Annotated in this window: 18 protein-coding genes, 1 tRNA gene and 2 pseudogenes; 17 read left to right on the plus strand and 4 right to left on the minus strand. The window is 46.9% G+C overall.

Going from position 1 to position 20,376, the window contains the following annotated elements; genetic code table 11:
* The first annotated feature begins 97 nt into the window (after positions 1-97).
* The 5 genes from tpiA (at position 98) to UNITIG_RS01535 (ending at position 2,785) form a co-directional block, all read left to right on the plus strand.
* Positions 98-847: a triose-phosphate isomerase gene (gene tpiA / locus UNITIG_RS01520; RefSeq protein WP_101756786.1), complete on the plus strand. Its 750-nt coding sequence runs from the start codon at positions 98-100 to the stop codon at positions 845-847.
* Between the two features lie 42 nt (positions 848-889).
* The gene (secG, locus tag UNITIG_RS01525; protein ID WP_101756787.1) at positions 890-1,306 is read left to right on the plus strand and encodes a preprotein translocase subunit SecG; all 417 of its coding nucleotides are present in this window, start codon (positions 890-892) and stop codon (positions 1,304-1,306) included.
* Positions 1,307-1,330: 24 nt separating this feature from the next.
* Positions 1,331-1,416 (plus strand) — tRNA-Leu (locus UNITIG_RS01530).
* Between the two features lie 38 nt (positions 1,417-1,454).
* The gene (locus UNITIG_RS22755) at positions 1,455-1,661 is read left to right on the plus strand and encodes a hypothetical protein (RefSeq protein WP_145999048.1); all 207 of its coding nucleotides are present in this window, start codon (positions 1,455-1,457) and stop codon (positions 1,659-1,661) included.
* Between the two features lie 374 nt (positions 1,662-2,035).
* Positions 2,036-2,785 carry a hypothetical protein gene (locus UNITIG_RS01535; protein ID WP_145999049.1) on the plus strand — a complete coding sequence of 250 codons (750 nt, stop codon included), beginning with the start codon at positions 2,036-2,038 and terminating at the stop codon, positions 2,783-2,785.
* 848 nt (positions 2,786-3,633) lie between these two features.
* On the opposite strand, the gene UNITIG_RS01540 is transcribed toward UNITIG_RS01535, so the two are convergent.
* Positions 3,634-4,317, minus strand: coding sequence for a helix-turn-helix domain-containing protein (locus UNITIG_RS01540; protein ID WP_101756789.1), 684 nt, complete (start codon positions 4,315-4,317; stop codon positions 3,634-3,636).
* A gap of 151 nt (positions 4,318-4,468) precedes the next feature.
* On the opposite strand from UNITIG_RS01540, the gene UNITIG_RS01545 reads away from it, so the two are divergent.
* From UNITIG_RS01545 to UNITIG_RS01590, 12 genes and pseudogenes are all read left to right on the plus strand, one after another.
* The gene (locus tag UNITIG_RS01545) at positions 4,469-5,083 is read left to right on the plus strand and encodes an OsmC family protein (RefSeq protein ID WP_101756790.1); all 615 of its coding nucleotides are present in this window, start codon (positions 4,469-4,471) and stop codon (positions 5,081-5,083) included.
* A gap of 363 nt (positions 5,084-5,446) precedes the next feature.
* Entirely contained in the window at positions 5,447-6,148 is a 702-nt protein-coding gene (locus tag UNITIG_RS01550) for a VPLPA-CTERM sorting domain-containing protein (protein WP_101756791.1), read from the plus strand.
* 163 nt (positions 6,149-6,311) lie between these two features.
* Complete coding sequence (umuD, locus tag UNITIG_RS01555; RefSeq protein ID WP_101756792.1) at positions 6,312-6,710, plus strand: translesion error-prone DNA polymerase V autoproteolytic subunit; 399 nt, start codon at positions 6,312-6,314, stop codon at positions 6,708-6,710.
* Positions 6,670-7,950 carry a Y-family DNA polymerase gene (locus UNITIG_RS01560; RefSeq protein ID WP_235015197.1) on the plus strand — a complete coding sequence of 427 codons (1,281 nt, stop codon included), beginning with the start codon at positions 6,670-6,672 and terminating at the stop codon, positions 7,948-7,950. Before umuD ends, UNITIG_RS01560 begins: the two co-directional genes overlap by 41 nt.
* 173 nt (positions 7,951-8,123) lie before the next feature.
* Positions 8,124-9,573, plus strand: a pseudogene (locus UNITIG_RS01565) (circularly permuted type 2 ATP-grasp protein).
* Entirely contained in the window at positions 9,570-10,508 is a 939-nt protein-coding gene (locus tag UNITIG_RS01570; RefSeq protein ID WP_101756794.1) for an alpha-E domain-containing protein, read from the plus strand. The pseudogene UNITIG_RS01565 and the gene UNITIG_RS01570 overlap by 4 nt, the downstream one beginning before the upstream one ends.
* Positions 10,509-10,557: 49 nt before the next feature.
* Positions 10,558-13,917 carry a DUF2126 domain-containing protein gene (locus UNITIG_RS01575; protein WP_101756795.1) on the plus strand — a complete coding sequence of 1,120 codons (3,360 nt, stop codon included), beginning with the start codon at positions 10,558-10,560 and terminating at the stop codon, positions 13,915-13,917.
* A gap of 135 nt (positions 13,918-14,052) precedes the next feature.
* Positions 14,053-14,430, plus strand: a complete 378-nt coding sequence (locus tag UNITIG_RS23855; protein ID WP_235015198.1) for a hypothetical protein — start codon at positions 14,053-14,055, stop codon at positions 14,428-14,430.
* A pseudogene (locus UNITIG_RS23860) lies at positions 14,376-15,442 on the plus strand (circularly permuted type 2 ATP-grasp protein); the annotation flags it as partial. The gene UNITIG_RS23855 and the pseudogene UNITIG_RS23860, both read left to right, overlap by 55 nt.
* 243 nt (positions 15,443-15,685) lie before the next feature.
* The gene (locus tag UNITIG_RS23865) at positions 15,686-16,666 is read left to right on the plus strand and encodes an alpha-E domain-containing protein (RefSeq protein WP_235015248.1); all 981 of its coding nucleotides are present in this window, start codon (positions 15,686-15,688) and stop codon (positions 16,664-16,666) included.
* On the plus strand, positions 16,666-17,538 hold the full coding sequence (locus UNITIG_RS01585; RefSeq protein ID WP_101756796.1) for a transglutaminase family protein: 873 nt from the start codon (positions 16,666-16,668) through the stop codon (positions 17,536-17,538). Before UNITIG_RS23865 ends, UNITIG_RS01585 begins: the two co-directional genes overlap by 1 nt.
* A 73-nt stretch (positions 17,539-17,611) precedes the next feature.
* Entirely contained in the window at positions 17,612-18,229 is a 618-nt protein-coding gene (locus UNITIG_RS01590; RefSeq protein WP_159931033.1) for a PEP-CTERM sorting domain-containing protein, read from the plus strand.
* 28 nt (positions 18,230-18,257) lie between these two features.
* On the opposite strand, the gene UNITIG_RS01595 is transcribed toward UNITIG_RS01590, so the two are convergent.
* The 3 genes from UNITIG_RS01595 to UNITIG_RS01605 all read right to left on the minus strand — a co-directional run bounded on the left by UNITIG_RS01595 (position 18,258) and on the right by UNITIG_RS01605 (position 20,369).
* Positions 18,258-19,151, minus strand: coding sequence for a phytanoyl-CoA dioxygenase family protein (locus UNITIG_RS01595; RefSeq protein ID WP_101756798.1), 894 nt, complete (start codon positions 19,149-19,151; stop codon positions 18,258-18,260).
* Positions 19,152-19,282: 131 nt separating this feature from the next.
* A complete protein-coding gene (locus tag UNITIG_RS01600) occupies positions 19,283-19,756 on the minus strand; it encodes a hypothetical protein (RefSeq protein WP_101756799.1) in 474 nt (157 codons plus the stop codon).
* Positions 19,757-19,982: 226 nt separating this feature from the next.
* A complete protein-coding gene (locus tag UNITIG_RS01605) occupies positions 19,983-20,369 on the minus strand; it encodes a PilZ domain-containing protein (RefSeq protein ID WP_159931035.1) in 387 nt (128 codons plus the stop codon).
* Positions 20,370-20,376 lie beyond the last annotated feature (7 nt).

Below are 20,376 nucleotides of genomic sequence, written 5' to 3' on the forward strand. Positions count from 1 at the left end.
AGTTGCTTTGGCTAGCTACCTTGTATGTTGCAAGTAGTTTGGGTAAGATTGCCGCCTTTTTGGCAAGCACCTAATAGTAGTTTTAACGGAATTTAGCATGCGGCGTGGTTTGGTAGTAGGTAACTGGAAAATGCATGGCTCAAAAGCCAGTGTTGCCGAACTGGTTACCGGCTTGAAACGGCTTACTAGCCATGCTGATGCTGATCTTGCAGTCTGTCCGCCTTATGTATTTATTCCCTCGGTAGTCGATGGTTTAGCAGCAACGGACATCACCGTAGGTGCGCAAAACGTTAGTGATCAAGCTGAAGGGGCTTTCACCGGAGAAGTTTCAGCCGGGATGTTAGCGGAGTTCGGTTGTCGCTATGTGATTGTTGGGCATTCCGAGCGTAGAACGTTGTTTGCCGATAGTGACAAGCTAGTGGCTGCTAAATTTGTGGCGGCGCAACAAGTCGGTCTAACGCCCATATTATGTGTTGGTGAAAGCTTGGCACAGCGTGAGGCCGGTGAGACTTTAACATTGGTAGAAGAGCAGTTGCTGGCAGTTATTGATAGCGCCGGTATACAGGCTTTATCGAAAGCCGTTGTGGCCTATGAGCCCATTTGGGCGATAGGTACCGGTAAAACTGCCAGTCCGGAGCAGGCACAGCAAGTTCATGCCCATATCAGGCAGGTGGTAGCTAAGGCAAGTTCGACAGTGGCAGCCGGGTTACAAATTTTATACGGCGGCAGTGTTAAGGCCGATAATGCGGCAGAACTTTTTGCCAACCAGGATATCGATGGTGCTTTAGTAGGCGGGGCATCATTACAAATTGAAGACTTTGCAGCGATTTACAACGCTGCCGGTTAAGCCTGCAAAACAGGCATAAATGTAACGAACAGGTAAAACCTAATGGAACAAATTATTCTTATTATTCACATGCTAATCGCATTGGCTATCATCGGCCTGATTATGATTCAGCAAGGTAAGGGCGCTGATATGGGAGCCTCTTTTGGTGCGGGTTCTTCCCAGACACTGTTTGGCAGTGGTGGCGGTGGTAGTGTGCTGACGCTGGCAACGACCTGGTTGGTAGCGCTATTTTTTGCCACTAGTTTTGGTTTGGCGGTGATTGCAAAAAATAATTCCGCCAATGCTGGAGCCGTTGATTTACCCATCCCGGCAGTAGTGGAAAGCAAGTCTGCCGCAGATGTAGAAATTCCTGCTATCGATGAGCAAGCACTGCAAGAATCGATGGGTACTATGGCCGATGATATTCCCGAAATAGGTGCATCGACAACGACACCCGCTGAGTCGGACATCCCGGAATAGGCTAGACGTTTAACAACCAGATAAGCCGAAGTGGTGGAATTGGTAGACACGCCATCTTGAGGGGGTGGTGAGCTATGCTCGTGCGGGTTCAAGTCCCGCCTTCGGCACCAACAACTAAAGATCAACTAGCAATGGTTGGTCTTTTTTTATGTCTCCAGTAACGTCCAGTTATCGTTATTGCTACAAACTTCCCTACATGTCACAGCATGAAAGTGATACAGAAAGGATTACTAGCCAGTTGCATAAAATAGGCGAACGAATCTTTGAGTATTACGAATATGGTAAGGGCTACGGCAAAAAGAAGGGCATGCACTGGAAACCTTTAACCGGCTTCATGCTCGATATGAGCAGCTAGAGGCGCAGTGGTGCCGTGCAATAGCTGTTCACCTTAAGGGACTTGAGTTATTCGACTAAGCAAAACAATAAGTTAGATTCGAATCAAATGGTTTCTGTGTTCGTGAGTAGATGTCCGTTGTTGGGGTGTAAGCGGTCGGTGTGATATTTAGTTTATATGTAAGATAAATTAGTCGGTATTGACTCAATCTTACTGTTTACATAGAACAGGATAGGTGTCATAAAGGCTCTGGCATTTAATCTTACGTGATTGGCTGGTGTTTCCAATATTATTATAGGTATATTATAAGCTACACTTAATTGTTGTGATTGCTCGTGATTTGAATATTTTAATTTATTAAAGAAATAAAAATAATACTAGAGAGGGTTAGGGTTGTGTTATCAAAAATTCTAATAATAACCATGTTTTTTGTATTCTCCGGAAGAGCTGGCGCTGAAATTTTTTTGCCGGATTCTCTTTGCGATAACCCCTATGACTGTCAAGCGGCAACAACTATATTTAGTTCTGATAATGTCGCCATTTTTTCATCTCCGAGCCAATATATCTGGGCCGGCTATAATTTGGGCGGAGCTTCGAACTATTATGATACTGGGAGCGAGCCATCGTATAGTGAGCCAGAAACAACCTCCTCAATCTCTGGTACCCTTTGGATTAAATCCAAAGCGATATATTACAATGAGCCGATTATAATTGAGGTTTTTGCACCCAATCCATACCCGTGGGATGCTGCTGAATATCTTAATCCAGTTTTCACACTTAACGCAGAAGCGCTACTTACCGGAACGGGGATGGGTTCTAGGCTGTACTCTGATGATATATTAATCCCCCCCGGTTCCGATAATATGACAGTAGCACCTTTCGCACCTTCTTGTGTTGAGTGTGGTGAGATTATGGAACTCAATCTTTTGTATCTGCTCTACAGGGAAGTGTCTCCCGATGTATATGCTTTTGAGCTAAATTCATTAGACAACCGAACAGTCATTTATACACAAGAAGATTATTTTTATACAAGTCAGCATCTTGGTACCGCAACGTATAGTCTTGCGAATGTACCATTGCCAACAGCTACATGGTTGTTTTTTTCTGCATTAATTGGTTTGGTTGGCATCAATCGGAGAAAGTAATCAATGGCAATCAATGGTGGCAGACTCGATTGAAAACCTATTCTGTCTTCTCTTGGCACAACAGCGACCGAATGAGCTAAAAATACTTGTCAGTCGCACTATGATCCTTAACAGCCTGAGGGCTGTTAAGTCCCTGCGGGCTTCGCCTTCGGCTCGGTCCAAACGCTATGCGTGTTTGTGACCCATTGCAGGCCCGAGTAATTACGTGCGCATTCCAGTTGGCAGGAAATTGGATAGGGTCGATCTTATCGCGGCACGATGTGGGGGCGGACCAATAATTTTACGTTGTTTGTAAAATTTTGCTCTGACCCCCGCTAGAAACCGTTGGCACGATGTTGTTTCGAAGTATCTGCCAGAATGGCAAGTTGATAAATCGGAGTGACCTGAAAAAGGTTTATTTAGGGAAATCGTGCCGACGGTTTCTGTCAGGGGTCAGAGCCACTTTTGTAAACAGCACAAAAGTGGGTCCGACCCCGCACTGTGCCATGGCAAGTATTATTTCTATCCGACCTCGTACCAACGTCTCTAATTGGCACAAACTACCTAATAGCCTCAACTAACCTTGGGGCTTTTTCATGTCCGTTATTAGGGTATTTTTATACATAAAATCCTATCGAGGTGAGTCACCAGTGGCGGCAGGTTTAACTCAATTCCAAGCAATTGAAATGCAGTGACTTTTCTCTAATGTAACACCGGCAGGGATATGGTTTTTTATCCCCTTGATATACGCGGCCTGTAGGAGGTTGTTCAAGTCCCGCCTTCCACCAACAACTAAAGATCAACTAGCAATGGTTGGTCTTTTTTTATGTCTGCAAGAATATGAGGTTCGCTACTCCTATATTTGATAACTAGATTTTATTTTCCGGCCGGACATCTGCATAGATCGATTTGGGGAACCAACGTTCAGCCGTCTTAATGAGATAGGGCGTGCCTGTTAACATCAGCGTTTTGTTGTTGATCGCAGCTCCTACCCCGCTATCCCCCATCCAGACGGCGGCGAGATCTGGCAGAGTGCTGCTAATGTATAAGTCCACCTCTCTTCCGGTATCGCTGTCGCATAGATCGACCACGCCACCATTGGCAATCAACCACCATTGTTTTTGACCGGACTGGTCATTGAGAATAATGCTGAATACAGAATCACCATCAGGCAGCTCCGCAACATTCAGCGTGCGATGAAAGTCCCACATAAATGTACCTGCATCCAGATCACTATCACACAGCTGATCCCTGGCCCAACGTAAACCCCATCGCGCAAGGCCATCAATCACGGGAGCCAACTCCCGGCCACATGCGGTTAGATGATATTCAACGCTTCGCTGAGCGGCTGATTTACGAATAACTAACCCGTGCTGCTCCAGATGCTTCAGCCGCTTGCTGAGTATGGTCGGTGATATACGTGGCATGGCGCGCTGGAATTCGTTGTAGCGACAAGCACCGAAGAACAGTTCACGGAGGATCAGCAGCGTCCATTTGTCGCCGACAATATCAGCAGCTTTAACAGCTGGGCATAGGCTACCTGGGGTATTCATTTTTTCTCCTATCTAATCGCGCGGCTCGCAAAATTAATATCTCTACACCGCTACGCAAAGTGTAGTGGTTTGCTACCGATAGCGCAGTATTCTACAACTGCCAACTGGCGGTAATCTGGATTCGTTATTTACCCAACGAGAGATCAGAGTTATGGAAACCCTAAACCGATATATGCAAGACTTAAGTCGAACCAACTTTGTAACAGCGTCCTGCGATGCCAGCATGAATACACGGCAGATGCCTCTGACAGACAGTTATAGAGTAAATCCAAAGCTGGCCCAAATTACCGATTATGCCTGCACCCGCAGCGATAATATAGACGCCAGCTCACCCCTTTATGGGGAAGTCCGCCTGACCCACAATAATCCATACCCGCTCGCGGTAGGTGTGCATACGGCCGTCGGTGGTGAAAGTGATTACCCAACGCCGGGCGATATACTCTGCGGTGCTTTGGCCGCTTGTCTGGATAGTACTATACGGATTATTGCCAATAAACTGAGTGTAGAATTGCTGGATCTGTCGGTCTCAGTGACTGCCGAGATAGACGTCAGAGGTACGCTGCGAGTCGACGATGATGTACCTGTGGGCTTCCAGAATATCGCGATTCATACCGATATTAAAACCGCAGCAGGAGTCGATAAAAACCTCATGGTGCAATTGCTTAAAGCCGCAGAGTATAGCTGTGTCATTGTCCAGACCTTGCGCAATGCACCAGATATCGCGATCACTTCCGACCTCCGATGTGAGGACGCTGCAGCAGCTTAGTTTGCTGCTCTTTCGAAAGTCAGAAAAGGGGACAGCGTCTGCATTGCTGTCCCTCGACATTTGCCACATTTAAAGAAATTAGAGCTTGTTGCTAATGCGTGATCTAGTAAGAGCGTTAGCTACAATGGTGGTTTTAGATTCAATAGCCGCAATTTAATTTACATGTAAGTTAAAAAGTAATTTTCAAATGAAAGTATTGCTTAACGGAATGATACTATTGACAGTCGAATTTACAGCTTCGTCAATTGACCCCTTATATTTAAGGTTATACCCTGAAATAGTCGGGTTCTAGGCTGCGTTGAATAAACGCTTTGCTTGTCGTATCCTGCTATTTGAAAAATAATAATTAAAAAGGACTGGATCATGAAATTTTTTTTCGCACTTATCTTTTTGACCCCTTCTATAACGTTTGCAGAAATTTATCATTTCTCTAATACGCTGCCATCTGGTAACGGTGTGCCTACAATCAGCGGTTATTTAGAGCGAGCTGGTGATGATGTATCTATTTTTCTTTCGGTCGACAATCACATAGTCGAGACTGGCTCATACCCTGTTGACCAAGTAGAACATTCGGACTTTCAAATAACCTATTCCTCAACAGTACAGAGTGAAAACTTTTATTATAGTGATTGGGGATATGATTACAGTTATGAAGAACTGTACGATAAAACCTGGATAAACGGGTATACAGCTGTCGAAAATATTGAGCAACGCGTGTACATTAGCTCGGCTCCTTTGGTCGCTGAGCCTGGCACAGTCACTATTGATATGCCCGAGCTGGTGCTTTATCAGAGCTCATATATTTGTGAATATTATTATGGTGACTCTTCACAAACAGGAACACCTACCGGTGGTTGTCATGACGAAGTGAATATCAATAATGGACTTGATGGATTAACGTTTGATTTGGTACTGGCTTATCACATAGATGGCCCCATCACTGAACAGCAATGGATTGAGACGCATTCAGTGACGTTGTCTGCTATACCTGTTCCTGCGGCAGCTTGGTTTTTTGGTTCAGCTTTAATTGGTCTTGCTGGAATCAAGCGTAAACAGTCACGTTAGTCCCTAGGATTAGGCCCCCGCGTAGATTGTTTATGGCGGGGCCTTGCTTATCTCCTGTACTGTTTCTTAATTGGTATTTTTTATAATTGATCCGTGGATTTGGGTTGCTCTAATGGCGAATTTATAGATTGATTACTGTATGTATATACAGTAATCTGCGCTAATGAAAATAATCCCGATTCCTTTTTTTGGTCACACCATTGCGGCAGGTTTCCCTAGCCCTGCCGATGATTTTATTGAAAGTTATCTGGACCTTAATGAATACCTGATCCGCCATCCCAGTGCGACCTATATGGCAAAAGCGCAGGGTCAGTCGATGGTCGGGCGTGGTATTTATGATGGCGATACGTTGATTGTTGATCGCCATATTGAGGCGCAGCATGGCAGTATTGTTATTGCCGCGTTGGATGGCGAGCTAACCTGCAAGATACTGGATACGCGGCGGCGTTTGTTAGTGCCAGCGCATGGCAATATGGCGCCGATACCTGTGGGTGACGATGCCGAGTTAATCATCGAGGGTGTTGTCACTCATTCCATTCGTCACCATGTTCGCATTGGTTGACTGCAATAGCTGCTATGCCAGCTGTGAACAAATTTTCAGGCCCGACCTTCGTGGTAAGCCGGTTGTTGTATTAAGCAATAACGACGGCTGTATTGTTGCGCGCAGCAAGGAAGCCAAAGCTTTGGGTATCCCGGACCTACAGCCTTTTTTTAAGATTGAAGGCTTGTTGCGCAAGCTTGGGGTGTATGTCTTCAGTAGTAACTACACATTGTACGGTGATATTAGCCAGCGTGTTATGAACACACTTAAAGACTATTCGCCAGAGGTGGAGGTTTACTCTATCGATGAAATGTTTTTGCAGCTGGACGGCATCGCCTGTGATCTTGGTGTTTACGGGCGGGATATTAAACAGCGACTCTGGCGAGATATCAGGATGCCGGTAGGCGTTGGTATTGCGCCAACGAAAACACTGGCCAAACTGGCCAATCATGCCGCCAAAAAAATTGTCAGCACCCATGGGGTTTGCGTGCTCGATACGCCGGTTAAGTGGCAGTGGTTACAGCGGCGACTGCCGGTGAAGCAAGTGTGGGGTATTGGATCACGGTTGAGCGGCAAGTTAAATGCCTTGGAGATATACAGTGTTTATGATTTGGCAACAGCGAACCCCAAGCGCTTACGCGGACAATTCGGGGTGAATGTTGAACGTATTATTGAAGAGCTTAACGGGGTTTCTGCCATTCCGCTTGCAGAGCAGCCACTGGCTAAAAAACAAATCTACTGTACGCGTTCTTTTGGCGACAAACCTACAACTCTGGAGCCGCTCGATAAAGCGGTGAGTGCTTATGCGAGTCGCGCAGCAGAGAAGTTGCGGGCGCAGCAGCATGTCGTTAGTACGTTGCAGGTATTCATTAATAGCTCGCCCTATGAAACTAATCATTACAGTCGGAATATTGTGGTGAAATTGCCGTACGCTACCGATGATAGTCGCCTTATTGTGAAAACTGCACGCGCTGGTTTGAGAGAAATATTTAAGCCCAATGTGCGGTATTTGAAAGCAGGGGTGGGATTAATAGAGTTATCAGATAAGCATTATCAGCAGCAGGATTTATTTATGTTGAGTCACTCGCCCAAGGTTGAAGCGTTAATGTCGGTGATGGATAGCATTAATAAGCGCTATGGTCAGGGCACAAGCTATATCGGTGCGCAAGGTTCGGGGAGTCGCTGGCAGATGCGGCAGAATTTTAAGTCGCCGGCTTACACAACAAAGTGGAGCGAGCTGCCCGCAGTCAGTTGTCACTAATCTATAGGTGATGCTCCCTTTAAGTCAGGTAATTATTTAATGTGTGGGTGTTACAGGATTGGTGTCGTGACTTAATGTCAGATAGACTTAACCGAAAAAAGACGGCTGTGCTCAATGTTGGCATGTCGATTGCTCTAACAATAATGCTAAGTTAACGGAGAAAAGTATTACGTATGAATAAGAGCTGGACATCCTATAAAACCGATTCGTTTTTTGACGAACTTATTACCCCCGCCGGAAAATCCCGCCAAACAGCCAAGCAGCTGATCAAATTACTCCAACATCTTTCCATTGATGAAATGCGTACGCGGCGTGCTGCAGCAGAATTGGCGATTAAGGAAATGGGCGTGTCTTTCACTATTTATAGTGAAGAGGGAAATATCGATAGAGCGTGGCCGTTCGATATCATCCCCGGGTTATTCCGTCGCGTGAATGGGATAAAGTGCGACTGGGGCTGATGCAGCGTAGCCGCGCGCTGAATTGCTTCATCGATGATATTTATAACAAACAAAAAATTATTGCCGACGGCATTATTCCGGCGGACATTGTTCTCGACTCAGGAAACTATAAAGCACAATGTCAGGGCATATCGCCACGATATGGGGTGTGGGCGCATATTTGTGGCTCCGATTTGGTGCGTGATAAAGATGGCAAGTTTTACGTGCTGGAAGATAATCTGCGAGTTCCGTCCGGCGTGTCCTATATGTTGGAAAATCGAGAAATCACCAAACGGGTGCTGCCCGAGTTATTTGAAAACTACAGTATTTTACCGGTCGATGATTATCCCTCGCGTTTGCACAGTACGTTAGCTTCGCTATCCCCGCGCAATCAAAAGCGCCCCTGCATCGTGGTGTTGACGCCAGGTATTTATAACTCCGCCTATTTTGAACACGCGTTTTTAGCGCAAGGTATGGGCGCGGAATTAGTCGAAGGCAGTGATTTGTTCGTTGATGACGACGACTGTGTCTATATGCGAACCGTAGATGGACCCATCAGGGTGGATGTGGTTTATCGTCGCATTGATGATGATTTCCTTGACCCGGAAGTTTTTAACAAGGATTCGGCCTTGGGTGTGCCCGGCATAATGCGGGCATGGAAAGCGGGTAATGTAGCCATTGCTAATGCGCCGGGAGCAGGGGTAGCGGATGATAAAGTCGTTTACGCTTATGTTAACGAGATGATTCGTTATTACTTAAACGAAAAACCATTGATGGCTAGTGTTAAAACCTATTTGTGCATGAATGAAAAAGATCGCGAATATGTGTTGGCTAATCTGGATAAGTTAGTAGTAAAACCCGCCAATGAATCCGGGGCTATGGTTTAATGGTCGGCCCCACGCCAGCCAGCGCTGCTAAACGGGCGGAGTTTGCCAAATTAATTGCAGCTAACCCGCGTAATTATATTGCGCAACCGACCTTGGCGCTGTCGACAGCCCCTACCTATATCGACGATAAGGTAGAACCCCGCCATTTGGATTTACGACCGTTTATTTTGCAGGGCAAAGAGAGCTGGGTAACCCCTGGCGGTTTGACCCGGGTGGCGCTGGTGAAGGGTTCCCTGGTGGTCAATTCCTCGCAAGGGGGTGGCAGTAAAGATACCTGGATTGTGGAGAATAACAAATGACCATGCTTTCGCGAGTGGCCGAGCGGCTTTATTGGATGGCGCGTTATTTAGAACGTGCAGAAGATATGGCCCGATTAACCAATGCCTATACCCATATGGCAATGGATATACCCAAAGGCGCAGAACCTGGGTGGGATGTGTTAGTACGGATCATGGACGCGGAAGCGGCTTATACCGATCACTACCGCGTGTACAACGAACAGAACGTGTTGAAGTTTATCATTGCCGATGAGGACAATGTCGGTGGTATTTACAATGCCATTCGAGCGGTGCGCGAAAATGTCCGCACTACTCGTGATGTATTGCCAGAAGAGGCGTGGGAATATGTCAATGAGCTGTATATCTATGCGCAGGAGCATGCTGATAAATCCATTGGCCGCCGCAATCGCTATAAATTTCTAGAAACGGTAATCACTAGTTGCCAAATGATCAGTGGCATGTTGTCATCCACGCTCAGTCGCGACCATGCCTACCGTTTTATTAAGCTTGGAAGGCTGTTGGAGCGTGCCGATATGACCACCCGGATAATTGATGTGGGTGCAGCGGCGTTATTGGGTGAAGATCGCCACCATACAACCGTAGATCCGTTAATTTGGGCCAGTTTATTAAAGTCCTTATCAGCAATGGGGGCCTACCGTCGTATGATTGGGCCGCAGGTTGAAGCTAATGATGTGGTTGACTTTGTCTTGCGCAACGAAACCTTACCCCGGTCGGTGAAGTTTTGTCTTAATGGCATGCGTGAAGAGTTGATACCGCTCACAAATCATAAGCCGGTAGTAAAGTTATTGGATAGAGCGCGTCGAAAGCAATCCGGATTTGATCCGTATAATTCGACGCGTGAACAGTTACATACTTTTGTGGATGAGTTTCAAGCAAGTTTGTTTAATATTAATAGAACCATTGATAGTACGTGGTTCCAGCAGGATCAGACATGAATATTATTGCTCCCCGAGTAATGGCTACCGTTAAAATCGGTAATACACTATGACCATCCGTGTCGCGATTAATCATCGCACCTCGTATAAATTTGATCGCCCCGTTAACTTATCAGCACATACGGTGAGGTTGAGACCTGCACCGCATTCCCGCACACCTATTCACAGCTATAGCTTAAAAATAAAGCCGCAAGAACATTTTATTAATTGGCAGCAAGATGCATTTGGTAATTATTTGGCGCGCTTGGTGTTTCCGGAAAAATGCACTGAATTCGAAGTGGATGTTGAAGTTATTGCCGATATGGTGACGATTAACCCTTTCGATTTTTTTGTGGAAGAGTACGCCGAGAAATATCCATTTAAATATCCTGCGCAGTTAAAAAAAGAATTACTACCGTATCTGGAAAAGTTAAAAGAAGGGAAAAAGTTCAAGAAGTTTTTAAACGGCTTTGATAAAAAACCGCGCGCGATTAATGACTTTTTAGTCGAGCTTAACCAATATGTAGAAAAAGAAATTGAGTATCTGGTGCGATTGGAACCGGGTATTCAAACACCGGAAGAAACATTAAAACTGGCTAAAGGTTCCTGTCGGGATTCGGCCTGGTTGCTGGTGCAGTTATTACGTCACTTGGGATTGGCGGCGCGTTTTGCCTCCGGATATCTGGTGCAACTTAAGCCTGATGAAAAATCGCTGGATGGCCCTTCGGGGGCGGCCGAGGATTTCACCGACTTGCATGCCTGGTGCGAAGTGTTTTTACCGGGCGCCGGTTGGGTTGGTTTAGATCCCACCTCGGGATTGTTCGCCAGTGAAGGTCATATCCCGTTAGCGTGTACTCCGAGCCCAGTGTCGGCAGCACCTATCGTCGGTGCTACCGATAAGTGCGAAGTTGAATTCGATTTTAGCAATACCGTTACCCGTGTGCTGGAAGATCCGCGAGTCACCAAACCGTACAGTGAAGACCAGTGGCAACATATTTTGGCGCTGGGCAAAGCGGTGGATGTGGAGTTTGAACAAAATGATGTGCGCTTAACCATGGGTGGTGAGCCGACCTTTGTGTCCATCGATGATATGGAGTCGGAGCAGTGGAACACCGATGCGCTCGGGGAAGACAAGCTCAGTCTGGCAAAAACGTTATTGCTGCGGTTGCGTGATCGCTACGCACCTAATGGTTTGCTGCATTACGGTCAGGGCAAATGGTATCCCGGTGAAGAAGTCCCGCGTTGGGCGCTGGGAGTATTCTGGCGGAAAGATGGTGAGCCGCTCTGGAACAACACAGAATTGCTGGCGCGCGTCGATAAAAAGTATGACTACGACGTCAACTACGCCAGCCGTTTTGGTAAGCATTTGTGTGGGTTGTTGGGTATACCCAAAGCCTGCTGTCAGCCAGCTTATGAAGATGCTTTATATTATTTAATGCAGGAGCAAAACCTGCCAAAAAATCTCGATATTTTGGCGCATAAGCTCAGCAGCAATCTTGATCGCCGCCGTTTGGCCAAACTTATTGAACGAGGTATGGATGTACCGACAGGGGTGGTGCTACCACTCAGTCGCAGCACAGGCTGGCCGTTAGAGGAAGAACAAAAAAGCTGGCACAGTAGTTTGTGGCCGATGAGGCGTGAGCGCATTACGCTAATTCCCGGTGATTCACCCATGGGCTTGCGTTTACCGTTGGGGAATTTACCGGAGTTTGCTAATAAAGCAGATCAGTTTACGCCTCAGCGTGATCCCTTCGAGCCACGCAAAGATTTACCGGCGCGTAGCGAACTAGCATTTGCAGACGATAAAACGGCTGATGAAGAGGCCCCGGTTGCGGAGGATCTCGAGGCCGTAGTACGAACCGCTATGTGTGTCGAGGTGCGGGACGGGCGCTTGCATATCTTTATGCCACCACTGGAGTATCTGGAAGATTATGTGGCACTGGTTGCCGCCATTGAAGCCACTGCTGCCAGTTTGAAAGTAGCAGTGATCATTGAGGGTTATGAACCGCCGCGCGATCCGCGTATGCAAAAATTATTGGTCACCCCTGACCCGGGTGTTATCGAAGTGAATGTGCATCCCTCTAACAACTGGGATGAGTTGGTCGCTACCACCACGTCGCTCTATGAAGAGGCGCGCTTATCACGTTTGTCCACCGAGAAATTTATGTTGGATGGTCGTCATACAGGTACTGGAGGCGGGAATCATATTACGCTGGGCGGAACCACTCCTGCGGATAGCCCGATGCTGCGCCGTCCGGATATTTTGCGCAGTTTTATTACTTTTTGGCAGCACCATCCCAGCTTGTCGTATTTGTTTTCCGGCATGTTTGTTGGGCCGACCAGCCAGGCGCCCCGGGTTGATGAGGGCCGCGATGAAATGCTCTATGAGCTGGAAGTGGCGTTCTCGCAAATGTCAGGCACGGAAGAGGTCGCTCAACCCTGGATAGTCGATCGCTTGTTGCGTAATTTGTTAATCGATGTCACGGGTAATACCCATCGCGCAGAGTTTTGTATCGATAAATTGTATTCCCCTTCCGGCAGTGCCGGGCGTTTGGGTATTTTGGAGTTTCGTGGTTTTGAAATGCCACCGCACTCGCGTATGGCGCTGGTGCAGGCGCTGTTGATTCGCAGCTTAGTGGCACGTTTTTGGAAAACGCCATACCACAAACCACTGACGCGCTGGGGCACAGAGTTACACGACCGGTTTATGTTGCCGCATTTTTTGTGGCAAGACATGAAATACGTGGTGAACGATTTGCAGGAGCATGGTTATCCCTTCCAGTTGGAGTGGTTAGCTCCATTTGAAGAGTTTCGTTTCCCGCATTACGGTCGCGTACAGATTGATGATATTGAACTGGAATTGCGCTGGGCAGTTGAGCCCTGGCATGTGTTGGGTGAAGAGACCAGCAGCTTTGGCACGTCGCGGTATGTCGACTCTTCGGTTGAGCGATTGCAGATCAAGGCCACGGGGTTGACCGAAGGGCGTTATGTGCTGGCTTGTAATGGTCGTCGTGTGCCCCTGCGTAGCACCGGCCAGCATGGCGAGTACGTGGGTGGGGTGCGTTATCGTGCCTGGCAACCGCCGTCGGCATTGCACCCGTTGATCGGTGTGCACGTACCGCTGAATTTTGATTTGATTGATACCTGGAATGGTCGCTCCATTGGCGGTTGTAGTTACCACGTCAGCCACCCGGGTGGTCGCAGCTACGATAGCTTCCCGGTTAACTCCTATGAGGCGGAATCCCGACGAATCAATCGCTTTACTACTGTGAACCACACGCAGGGGCCATTTATACCTATGCCTGAGGTGAGCGCGTTACGGCAGTTTTACCCTGATCAGCATGTGCCCAGACCCATGCAGCCACCACCTGAAGAGGCTGCTGGCGAATATCCTTATATATTGGATATGCGTAGTTCCGGGCGGTCATAATGAGAGTGACAGACTAAAATCTGGAGCGTCATGTTTAGTGATCTGCGGCGTAAGCGTATATAATGCGCCGCGATCACGGTGACTATTGGCGGAGCCCAAGCTGTGCTCGTCAACAATCTCATACAGGTAGAATACGTGACCGACCCTCTGCAACAATCCCAGAGTCAACTCCAAAGTCAGGACCCGGCCCAGAGTCAGGTTGAAACGGATGCCGAGCGGGTAAAACCGGCAGGGGCGCTCGACTATAACGCTATTAGTGGCTCGTTAGATGATACTCAGGCCGCTGATGGCAGTGTCAAAACGGAGTGGGGCTATCTGCTCAATAGCCTGAAGGATTTAGGGCCTAGCGTATTAAGTGAGCGAGAGCAGAAAGCGCGCAGAATTTTACGCGATGATGGTGCTACCTATAATATCTATGCCGAAAACGGCAGCCCAGCTCCAGTTGGGAGCTCGATCCAGTGCCTTATATTATTGGCAGTGAAGATTGGGGGAGGATTGAAGCGGGGCTGTTAGAGCGTTCAGAGCTGTTCAATTTGCTGGTACAGGACCTTTATGGGCCGCGCAACTTGCTGAGGAAGGGGCTATCCCGCCAGAAGCATTATTTAGTCACGGTGGTTTCTTGCGCGCTTGCCAGGGTATTGAATTGCCCGGTGAACACCAGCTGATACTGCATGCCGTTGATATGGTACGTCAGCGTGATGGCACTATGTGCGTGTTATCGGATCGTACTCAGGCACCCAGTGGCTCGGGCTATGTATTAGAAAACCGGACAGTTATGTCGCGGGTATTCCCCAGTTTGTATCGCGATAGCCATGTGCATCGATTGGCCAGTTTTTATCAGCGTTTACGGCTTAAGCTGATTTCATTATCACCGTCTGATGATGAGCCTTTAGTTGTAGTGCTTACACCCGGTGGCCAAAACGAAACCTATTTTGAGCATGCCTATCTAGCGAACTATCTCGGTTTTCCATTAGTACAAAGTGGCGATTTGATCGTTCGTAATGGCTTTGTCTGGATGAAAAGCCTCGATGGGTTAAAGCGGGTGGATGTTATTTTACGGCGGGTTGATGATGTTTTTTGTGACCCTGTTGAATTGCGCAGTGACTCCCGTCTAGGTGTGCCAGGTTTATTAGAGGTGGCGCGAAGTGGGCGCATAGTGATTGCCAATCCACTGGGCTCGGGAGTATTGGAAAACCCCATATTGCTGAAATGTTTACCTGAAATTAGCAAGTGTTTATTAGGGCGTGAGTTACGTCTGCCGTCGGTTAAAACCTATTGGTGTGGCGACGAAGAGGATTTGCGTTTTGTCGTGGCTAATATTCGTCAGTTGATTATTAAACCTGCCTATCGTGGCAGTGGCATCAGCAGCGTTTGGGGCGGTGATTTAACAACCGAACAGCTAAATAAATTACTCGCGACTATTCACAGCAATCGTTATCAATATGTGGCGCAGGAGCGTCTGGAAAAATCGTATATTCCGACATTCTCGGCGGGAAAATTAGAGCCTCGTCCCACATTGTTACGCACTTTTTCAGTAGCTACTGATAGCTCCTATATGATTTTGCCGGGTGGCCTTACCCGCGTGGGTGACGATACCACAAGCCGGGTAATTAGCATGCAATCCGGTAGCCCTAGCAAGGATACCTGGGTGACCGCGACGGAGCCGCAGCGCACGGCTGATAATGATCCCGCATTAGACACGCATTCTGCGCTACGTAGTTCCAGTCTGGTGAGTTTACCCAGTCGTGTGGTTGAGAACCTTTATTGGATGGGGCGTTATGCTGAGCGGGCAGAAGCGTCCTTACGTTTGTTACGTACCGTGTTTATGTTGTTGAATGGTGAAGAGCCCATTGGCCCCAATGCGCGGCGTATTTTATTGCAAACAGTGAGTCAGGTAACCGCAACATTGCCCGGCTTTATGAAAGCCAGTGCGGAGTTGCTGGCAGACCCGGAAGATGAATTACTGCAAATAATCAAAGATGGCAATCGGCTCGGTAGTATTAAATCAACATTGAATTCAATGCTCGCCAGCGCCGATGAATCCAAAGAGTTATTGTCCACTGATACTATCCGCGTTATCAATGATATACGTGATGCCTTGGGGGATTTGGATCTTGCGTTAACAGACAGTACCTCGGCGCCGGAAGAAGCACTTGATCCATTGGTAACCGTGTTGGCGGCATTGTCGGGGCTAATGCAAGAGAGCATGATTCGCAGTGTGGGGTGGCGATTTATGGAGCTTGGTAAGCGCATCGAGCGCTCCTTGCAGGCGGTACAAACTATCCGCAGTTTATTGACGCCGATAACCGGTGAAGGTGACCAGTCAACCCCGCTGACCGCACTGTTGATTACTATGGATGTATTGATCACTTATCGTCGTCGTAGTCGTGAGCGTCGCGGCATTGGATTAGGTCTTGAATTAGTGCTGTTGGATGAAAATAATCCGCGCTCAGTTATTTTTCAGCTGCAACGATTACAGCAGCACCTCAGTGTACTCCCCAAAGTAAATACGGTTTCGCAAGAGCTGGAAGAAGAGGAGCGAGCGTTAATGGAGGCGATTACCAGTTTGAAATTATCGCGCTTGCCGGACTTACTCGAAGACAATGGCGCACAGCGCGAAGCATTGAATAATTTATTGGTGCAATTGGATAGATTATTAAAAGATTTCAATGGTTTTATTAGTGATAAGCATTTTGATCATCGCACCGATACCCAGCAACTGGTGACGACATTTTGGGGAGCACGTTAATGCGTTTTCGGATTCGCCATATCACCCACTATAAATATGCACAGCAAGTCAGCCGTTGTTATAACCTGGCGAATGTGGTGCCACGGGATACCGATAGTCAGCGGGCGATTAAAAGTCGTATTACGGTTTCACCACAGGCGGCAACTACCCATAAACGCACGGATTATTTTGGCAATATTGCCTACCATTTTGAAATTCAGCGGCCTCACACTGAGCTCACTATTACTGCCGAAACCGATATTGACATCGACAGCCGTGATAGCGAATTGGATTTGGGGGCATCGTACGGTGAGTCGTTAGCGTATTTACGGGATACTCTCACCCCTGAAACCATTGCAGCGCGTGAATTTTTATTAAATTCTCAAATGATTGAACCCAGTCGTGCGATGGCCGAGTATGCCAAGCCTTCGTTTAACCTTAATCGTTCACTTAAATCCTGTGTCAGTGAATTAACCACTCGCATTTTTAATGATTTTGAGTACGATCCCGGTTTTTCAACTATCGCCACACCGTTGGCGGAGGTGTTAGAGCATAAGCGCGGCGTCTGTCAGGATTTTGCTCACTTACAAATTGGTTGCTTGCGCTCAATGGGCATTCCTGCCAAATATGTCTCGGGTTATATTGAAACCCTGCCCAAGCCCGGTGAAGTTAAGCTGGTAGGAGCTGATGCAACGCACGCCTGGGTGGCGTATTTTTGTCCTAAAGAAGGTTGGGTAGAATTTGATCCAACCAATAATACCGCCGCGGGTAGCCAGCACATAGTGACAGCATTTGGTCGGGATTATGGTGACGTTACGCCAATCAAAGGGGTTATTTTTGGAGGCGGAAAAAGCCCGGTTCTGAGTGTTTCAGTTGATGTGCGGCGTCTATAATAATGTTACCGTTATGCTTAGAGCTAAAATTTCCAATGCCAGTAATAAAGCTTACATAAAAGGATGTCTGTATATGTATAACAAATCTCTAATGGGAATAGCGCTGTTGTTATCCCTGCCAATAAATGCCACCATTTTTGTAACTGACCAACTTTACGATGATGCAGATGTAGTCATTTCATTCGACGAATTTGAGTTGTCTGAAGGGGAAGTTATCACTGATCAATATGTAGATTATGGCGTGACCTTTTCTAACGGTGGCTGTCAACGTCAGAACCAAGTAGTAAATTTCTTGTGCGCAAGTCAGTCTAGCCCACAAGACTTGATTACTGTTAATTTTGATAAGGCTGTTAGTCGGGCTGGCTTTAGGGTGACTTACATGTCCTCGGCTGGTGTTCAAATCACTACTGGTCTGGATGGTGTTGTTCAGGATGTATTTACCGTGAAATGTAGCGGCGATGAAGAGGACTTTTCAAATTGCTTTGGGTCAGTTGATTGGGTTATTGAGGTTGATGGGAATATCGACGCGATCAATTTTTTGACAGCTGATAATGTTGTTGCATTTGACGACTTTCAGATGAGTTATGCAGCTCCAGTGCCGGAAGAAGTTCCGGAGTCAACGACAGTGTTGTTACTGCTAGCGGGTATGTTAGGGCTGGGAGCAACGCGAATGAGGAGGAAGGGACTTTAGCTTAATTGGCAAAAGTGTTCTCCTGCCATCAAAACAAATTTGGATAATCCCGCCAATAGTACTGCAGAGCGGTATCTCCCCAACTTTTATAAATATATTCCCAGTTGAGCGCTTCAATCCGCCAGCCGTGATGAGGATCAAGATTGGTAAAAAATACCGGTGCGCCATAATCACAAAAGCGGGTATCTATAGTTAGTCTGACCTGGTTTTCAGTGAGGTTGGGTTCGGCTTTGTGGACGCAGCAGGAGTGAAAAATCAGCACGTCGCCCTGTTCAAAATCAGATACATGCCAAGTGCTTTCATCGTCGTAAATTTCACATTGAATACCGCCCACCCCCTGTGCCTGAAAAACCGGGCGCACCCCTTTTTTATGGGACTTGGGTAACACTTTTACCCGCCCCAGCTGTTGAGGTACATCATGTAGGGCCAGCCAAATGCCGGCCATCGTGGGGCCGGCGTTGTGTGAGTGCGCGTCCTGATGCGGTGGTGTTTCATAACCAATTTTACCTGGAGTAGAAATGCGCGCCATTTTCATCGGATAAACAAACACCTCTTCACCACACACTTTTTGCATTAAGTCGGTAACGTGTGGCTGATGGAAGAAACTATGAAAAGCTTCTAGAGATTGAATTTTTGGGTAGACTTCGTCCCAGATTGGATCGGTTTCAAAAAAGGGCTGGCCATGCAGTATCGGCTGTTGTTGTTCATCTAAACCAATATAAGGGGCGAGTTGATTTAGCAGTGTCTGCAGCATTTGCTGGCATTCAGCGGTTTCGATCAGGCGTTTAAAATACAAATATCCCCATTGCTGAAATCTGGCGCGTAATACGGATTCTTCCTCGTTGATATCAGAGATAATAAAATCTTGATTGTTACTGTCCGTAGGGGAGTTTTTCTTAGTTGCATTGCAGGCAGTCGGCATTAAGTTGTTCGCTAATCAAAGTCAGTTGATGGCCGCAGATTTTAGCATAGGCTTAGTTTTTTAAAATGAATATCCAGTAAGAATCGATTGGTCGGGGGCAAGCTCGCTGTTTTTAGTTGGAAGTGATGAGCTTATAAGTCTTCAAAGTCTTCGTCGCCAAAGCTGTCATTATCATTACCATGAGCAGCATAGTCAGGGTCTTTACAGCTATTGATTTTGATTATATAGCGGCCAGAGTTCAGGATCATCATGGTTTTTATTTTGGTTCTTTGCAGTGCCGTGGTCTGCTCATTGATTTGTAGCATTTTATTGCTGGCCTGCTGGAGTTCCTCGTCCATGACTTGTATACAGGGGTGTTTAATAAAGCCAATAGGAATTAAATGTTGCTGGTCGGGTTTGGTCATAAATATTTGGCGGGTATCTTTAAAATACATCACATCAACATCGCCATTTTGATCTAAATCTTTGGCGCACATTTGGTAAGCAAAATAGTTGTCGCAGAATAAAGTGTTAGCTGCAGCTTGATCGGGTTGTTTCGAGGTGCCAGCACAGGCGCTTAGTAAAAGGGCGCATAAGCAACAAAAAATTAGCTTGGTGTTTTGCATGTCGGTTGCTGCCTCCTGTAAGTGGGTATATTGCAACTAAATTATAGCGAGGGTAAATGACATTGCTGTGGCAGCATTCAAATAATAGTTAAATTTTTTGAGTAGCTGTTTGCAGATGATAATCATACGTGATTGGGTGTAGAGCGACCACCGTAGAACTACTTATAATTGACATCAATAGATAGGTATTAAGCACAGTACTTAGGCTCATTGAAAGCCCGAACAGCTAGTGAATAGCCGTCGCGGCTTGGCGTTCAATCATCAGGATTTCCTGACTGATATTAAATACCGCATCTGCTGCTTCTTCATCTTCACAGCCTTCGTGCTCAAAGCGCACCCCGAATCTAAAGCCGCTGTCAGTAATCGTGCGATTACAGATCAGGCCGTTGACCTCTGCCAGAGTGGAATCATCCGTACGAATAATCAGCGATAGAATATCGCCGATGGCAAAGTTGTGAGTAGACTCAATGCCAATACCAAAGCGATTAAAATCGACGGTACTGATATAACCCATCTCCCATTCACTGTCTCTATTGCGCAGCGATTTGATCAATACTTTCAAATGATTGGCGGGGTAGCGGGTGTGATGGCGGCGCTCATTGACGGCATTCATTATCATG

Source organism: Oceanicoccus sp. KOV_DT_Chl (assembly GCF_900120175.1).
In the GTDB taxonomy this organism is placed as follows: domain Bacteria; phylum Pseudomonadota; class Gammaproteobacteria; order Pseudomonadales; family Dasaniaceae; genus Oceanicoccus.

Coding starts and splice junctions, on each gene's coding strand:
- tpiA (WP_101756786.1), top strand. CDS start 98: ATGCGGCGTGGTTTGGTAGTAGGTAACTGGAAAATGCATGGCTCAAAA.
- secG (WP_101756787.1), top strand. CDS start 890: ATGGAACAAATTATTCTTATTATTCACATGCTAATCGCATTGGCTATC.
- UNITIG_RS22755 (WP_145999048.1), top strand. CDS start 1,455: ATGTCTCCAGTAACGTCCAGTTATCGTTATTGCTACAAACTTCCCTAC.
- UNITIG_RS01540 (WP_101756789.1), bottom strand. CDS start 4,317: ATGAATACCCCAGGTAGCCTATGCCCAGCTGTTAAAGCTGCTGATATT.
- UNITIG_RS01545 (WP_101756790.1), top strand. CDS start 4,469: ATGGAAACCCTAAACCGATATATGCAAGACTTAAGTCGAACCAACTTT.
- UNITIG_RS01550 (WP_101756791.1), top strand. CDS start 5,447: ATGAAATTTTTTTTCGCACTTATCTTTTTGACCCCTTCTATAACGTTT.
- umuD (WP_101756792.1), top strand. CDS start 6,312: ATGAAAATAATCCCGATTCCTTTTTTTGGTCACACCATTGCGGCAGGT.
- UNITIG_RS01570 (WP_101756794.1), top strand. CDS start 9,570: ATGACCATGCTTTCGCGAGTGGCCGAGCGGCTTTATTGGATGGCGCGT.
- UNITIG_RS01575 (WP_101756795.1), top strand. CDS start 10,558: ATGACCATCCGTGTCGCGATTAATCATCGCACCTCGTATAAATTTGAT.
- UNITIG_RS23865 (WP_235015248.1), top strand. CDS start 15,686: ATGGGGCGTTATGCTGAGCGGGCAGAAGCGTCCTTACGTTTGTTACGT.
- UNITIG_RS01585 (WP_101756796.1), top strand. CDS start 16,666: ATGCGTTTTCGGATTCGCCATATCACCCACTATAAATATGCACAGCAA.
- UNITIG_RS01590 (WP_159931033.1), top strand. CDS start 17,612: ATGTATAACAAATCTCTAATGGGAATAGCGCTGTTGTTATCCCTGCCA.
- UNITIG_RS01595 (WP_101756798.1), bottom strand. CDS start 19,151: ATGCCGACTGCCTGCAATGCAACTAAGAAAAACTCCCCTACGGACAGT.
- UNITIG_RS01600 (WP_101756799.1), bottom strand. CDS start 19,756: ATGCAAAACACCAAGCTAATTTTTTGTTGCTTATGCGCCCTTTTACTA.
- UNITIG_RS01605 (WP_159931035.1), bottom strand. CDS start 20,369: ATGAATGCCGTCAATGAGCGCCGCCATCACACCCGCTACCCCGCCAAT.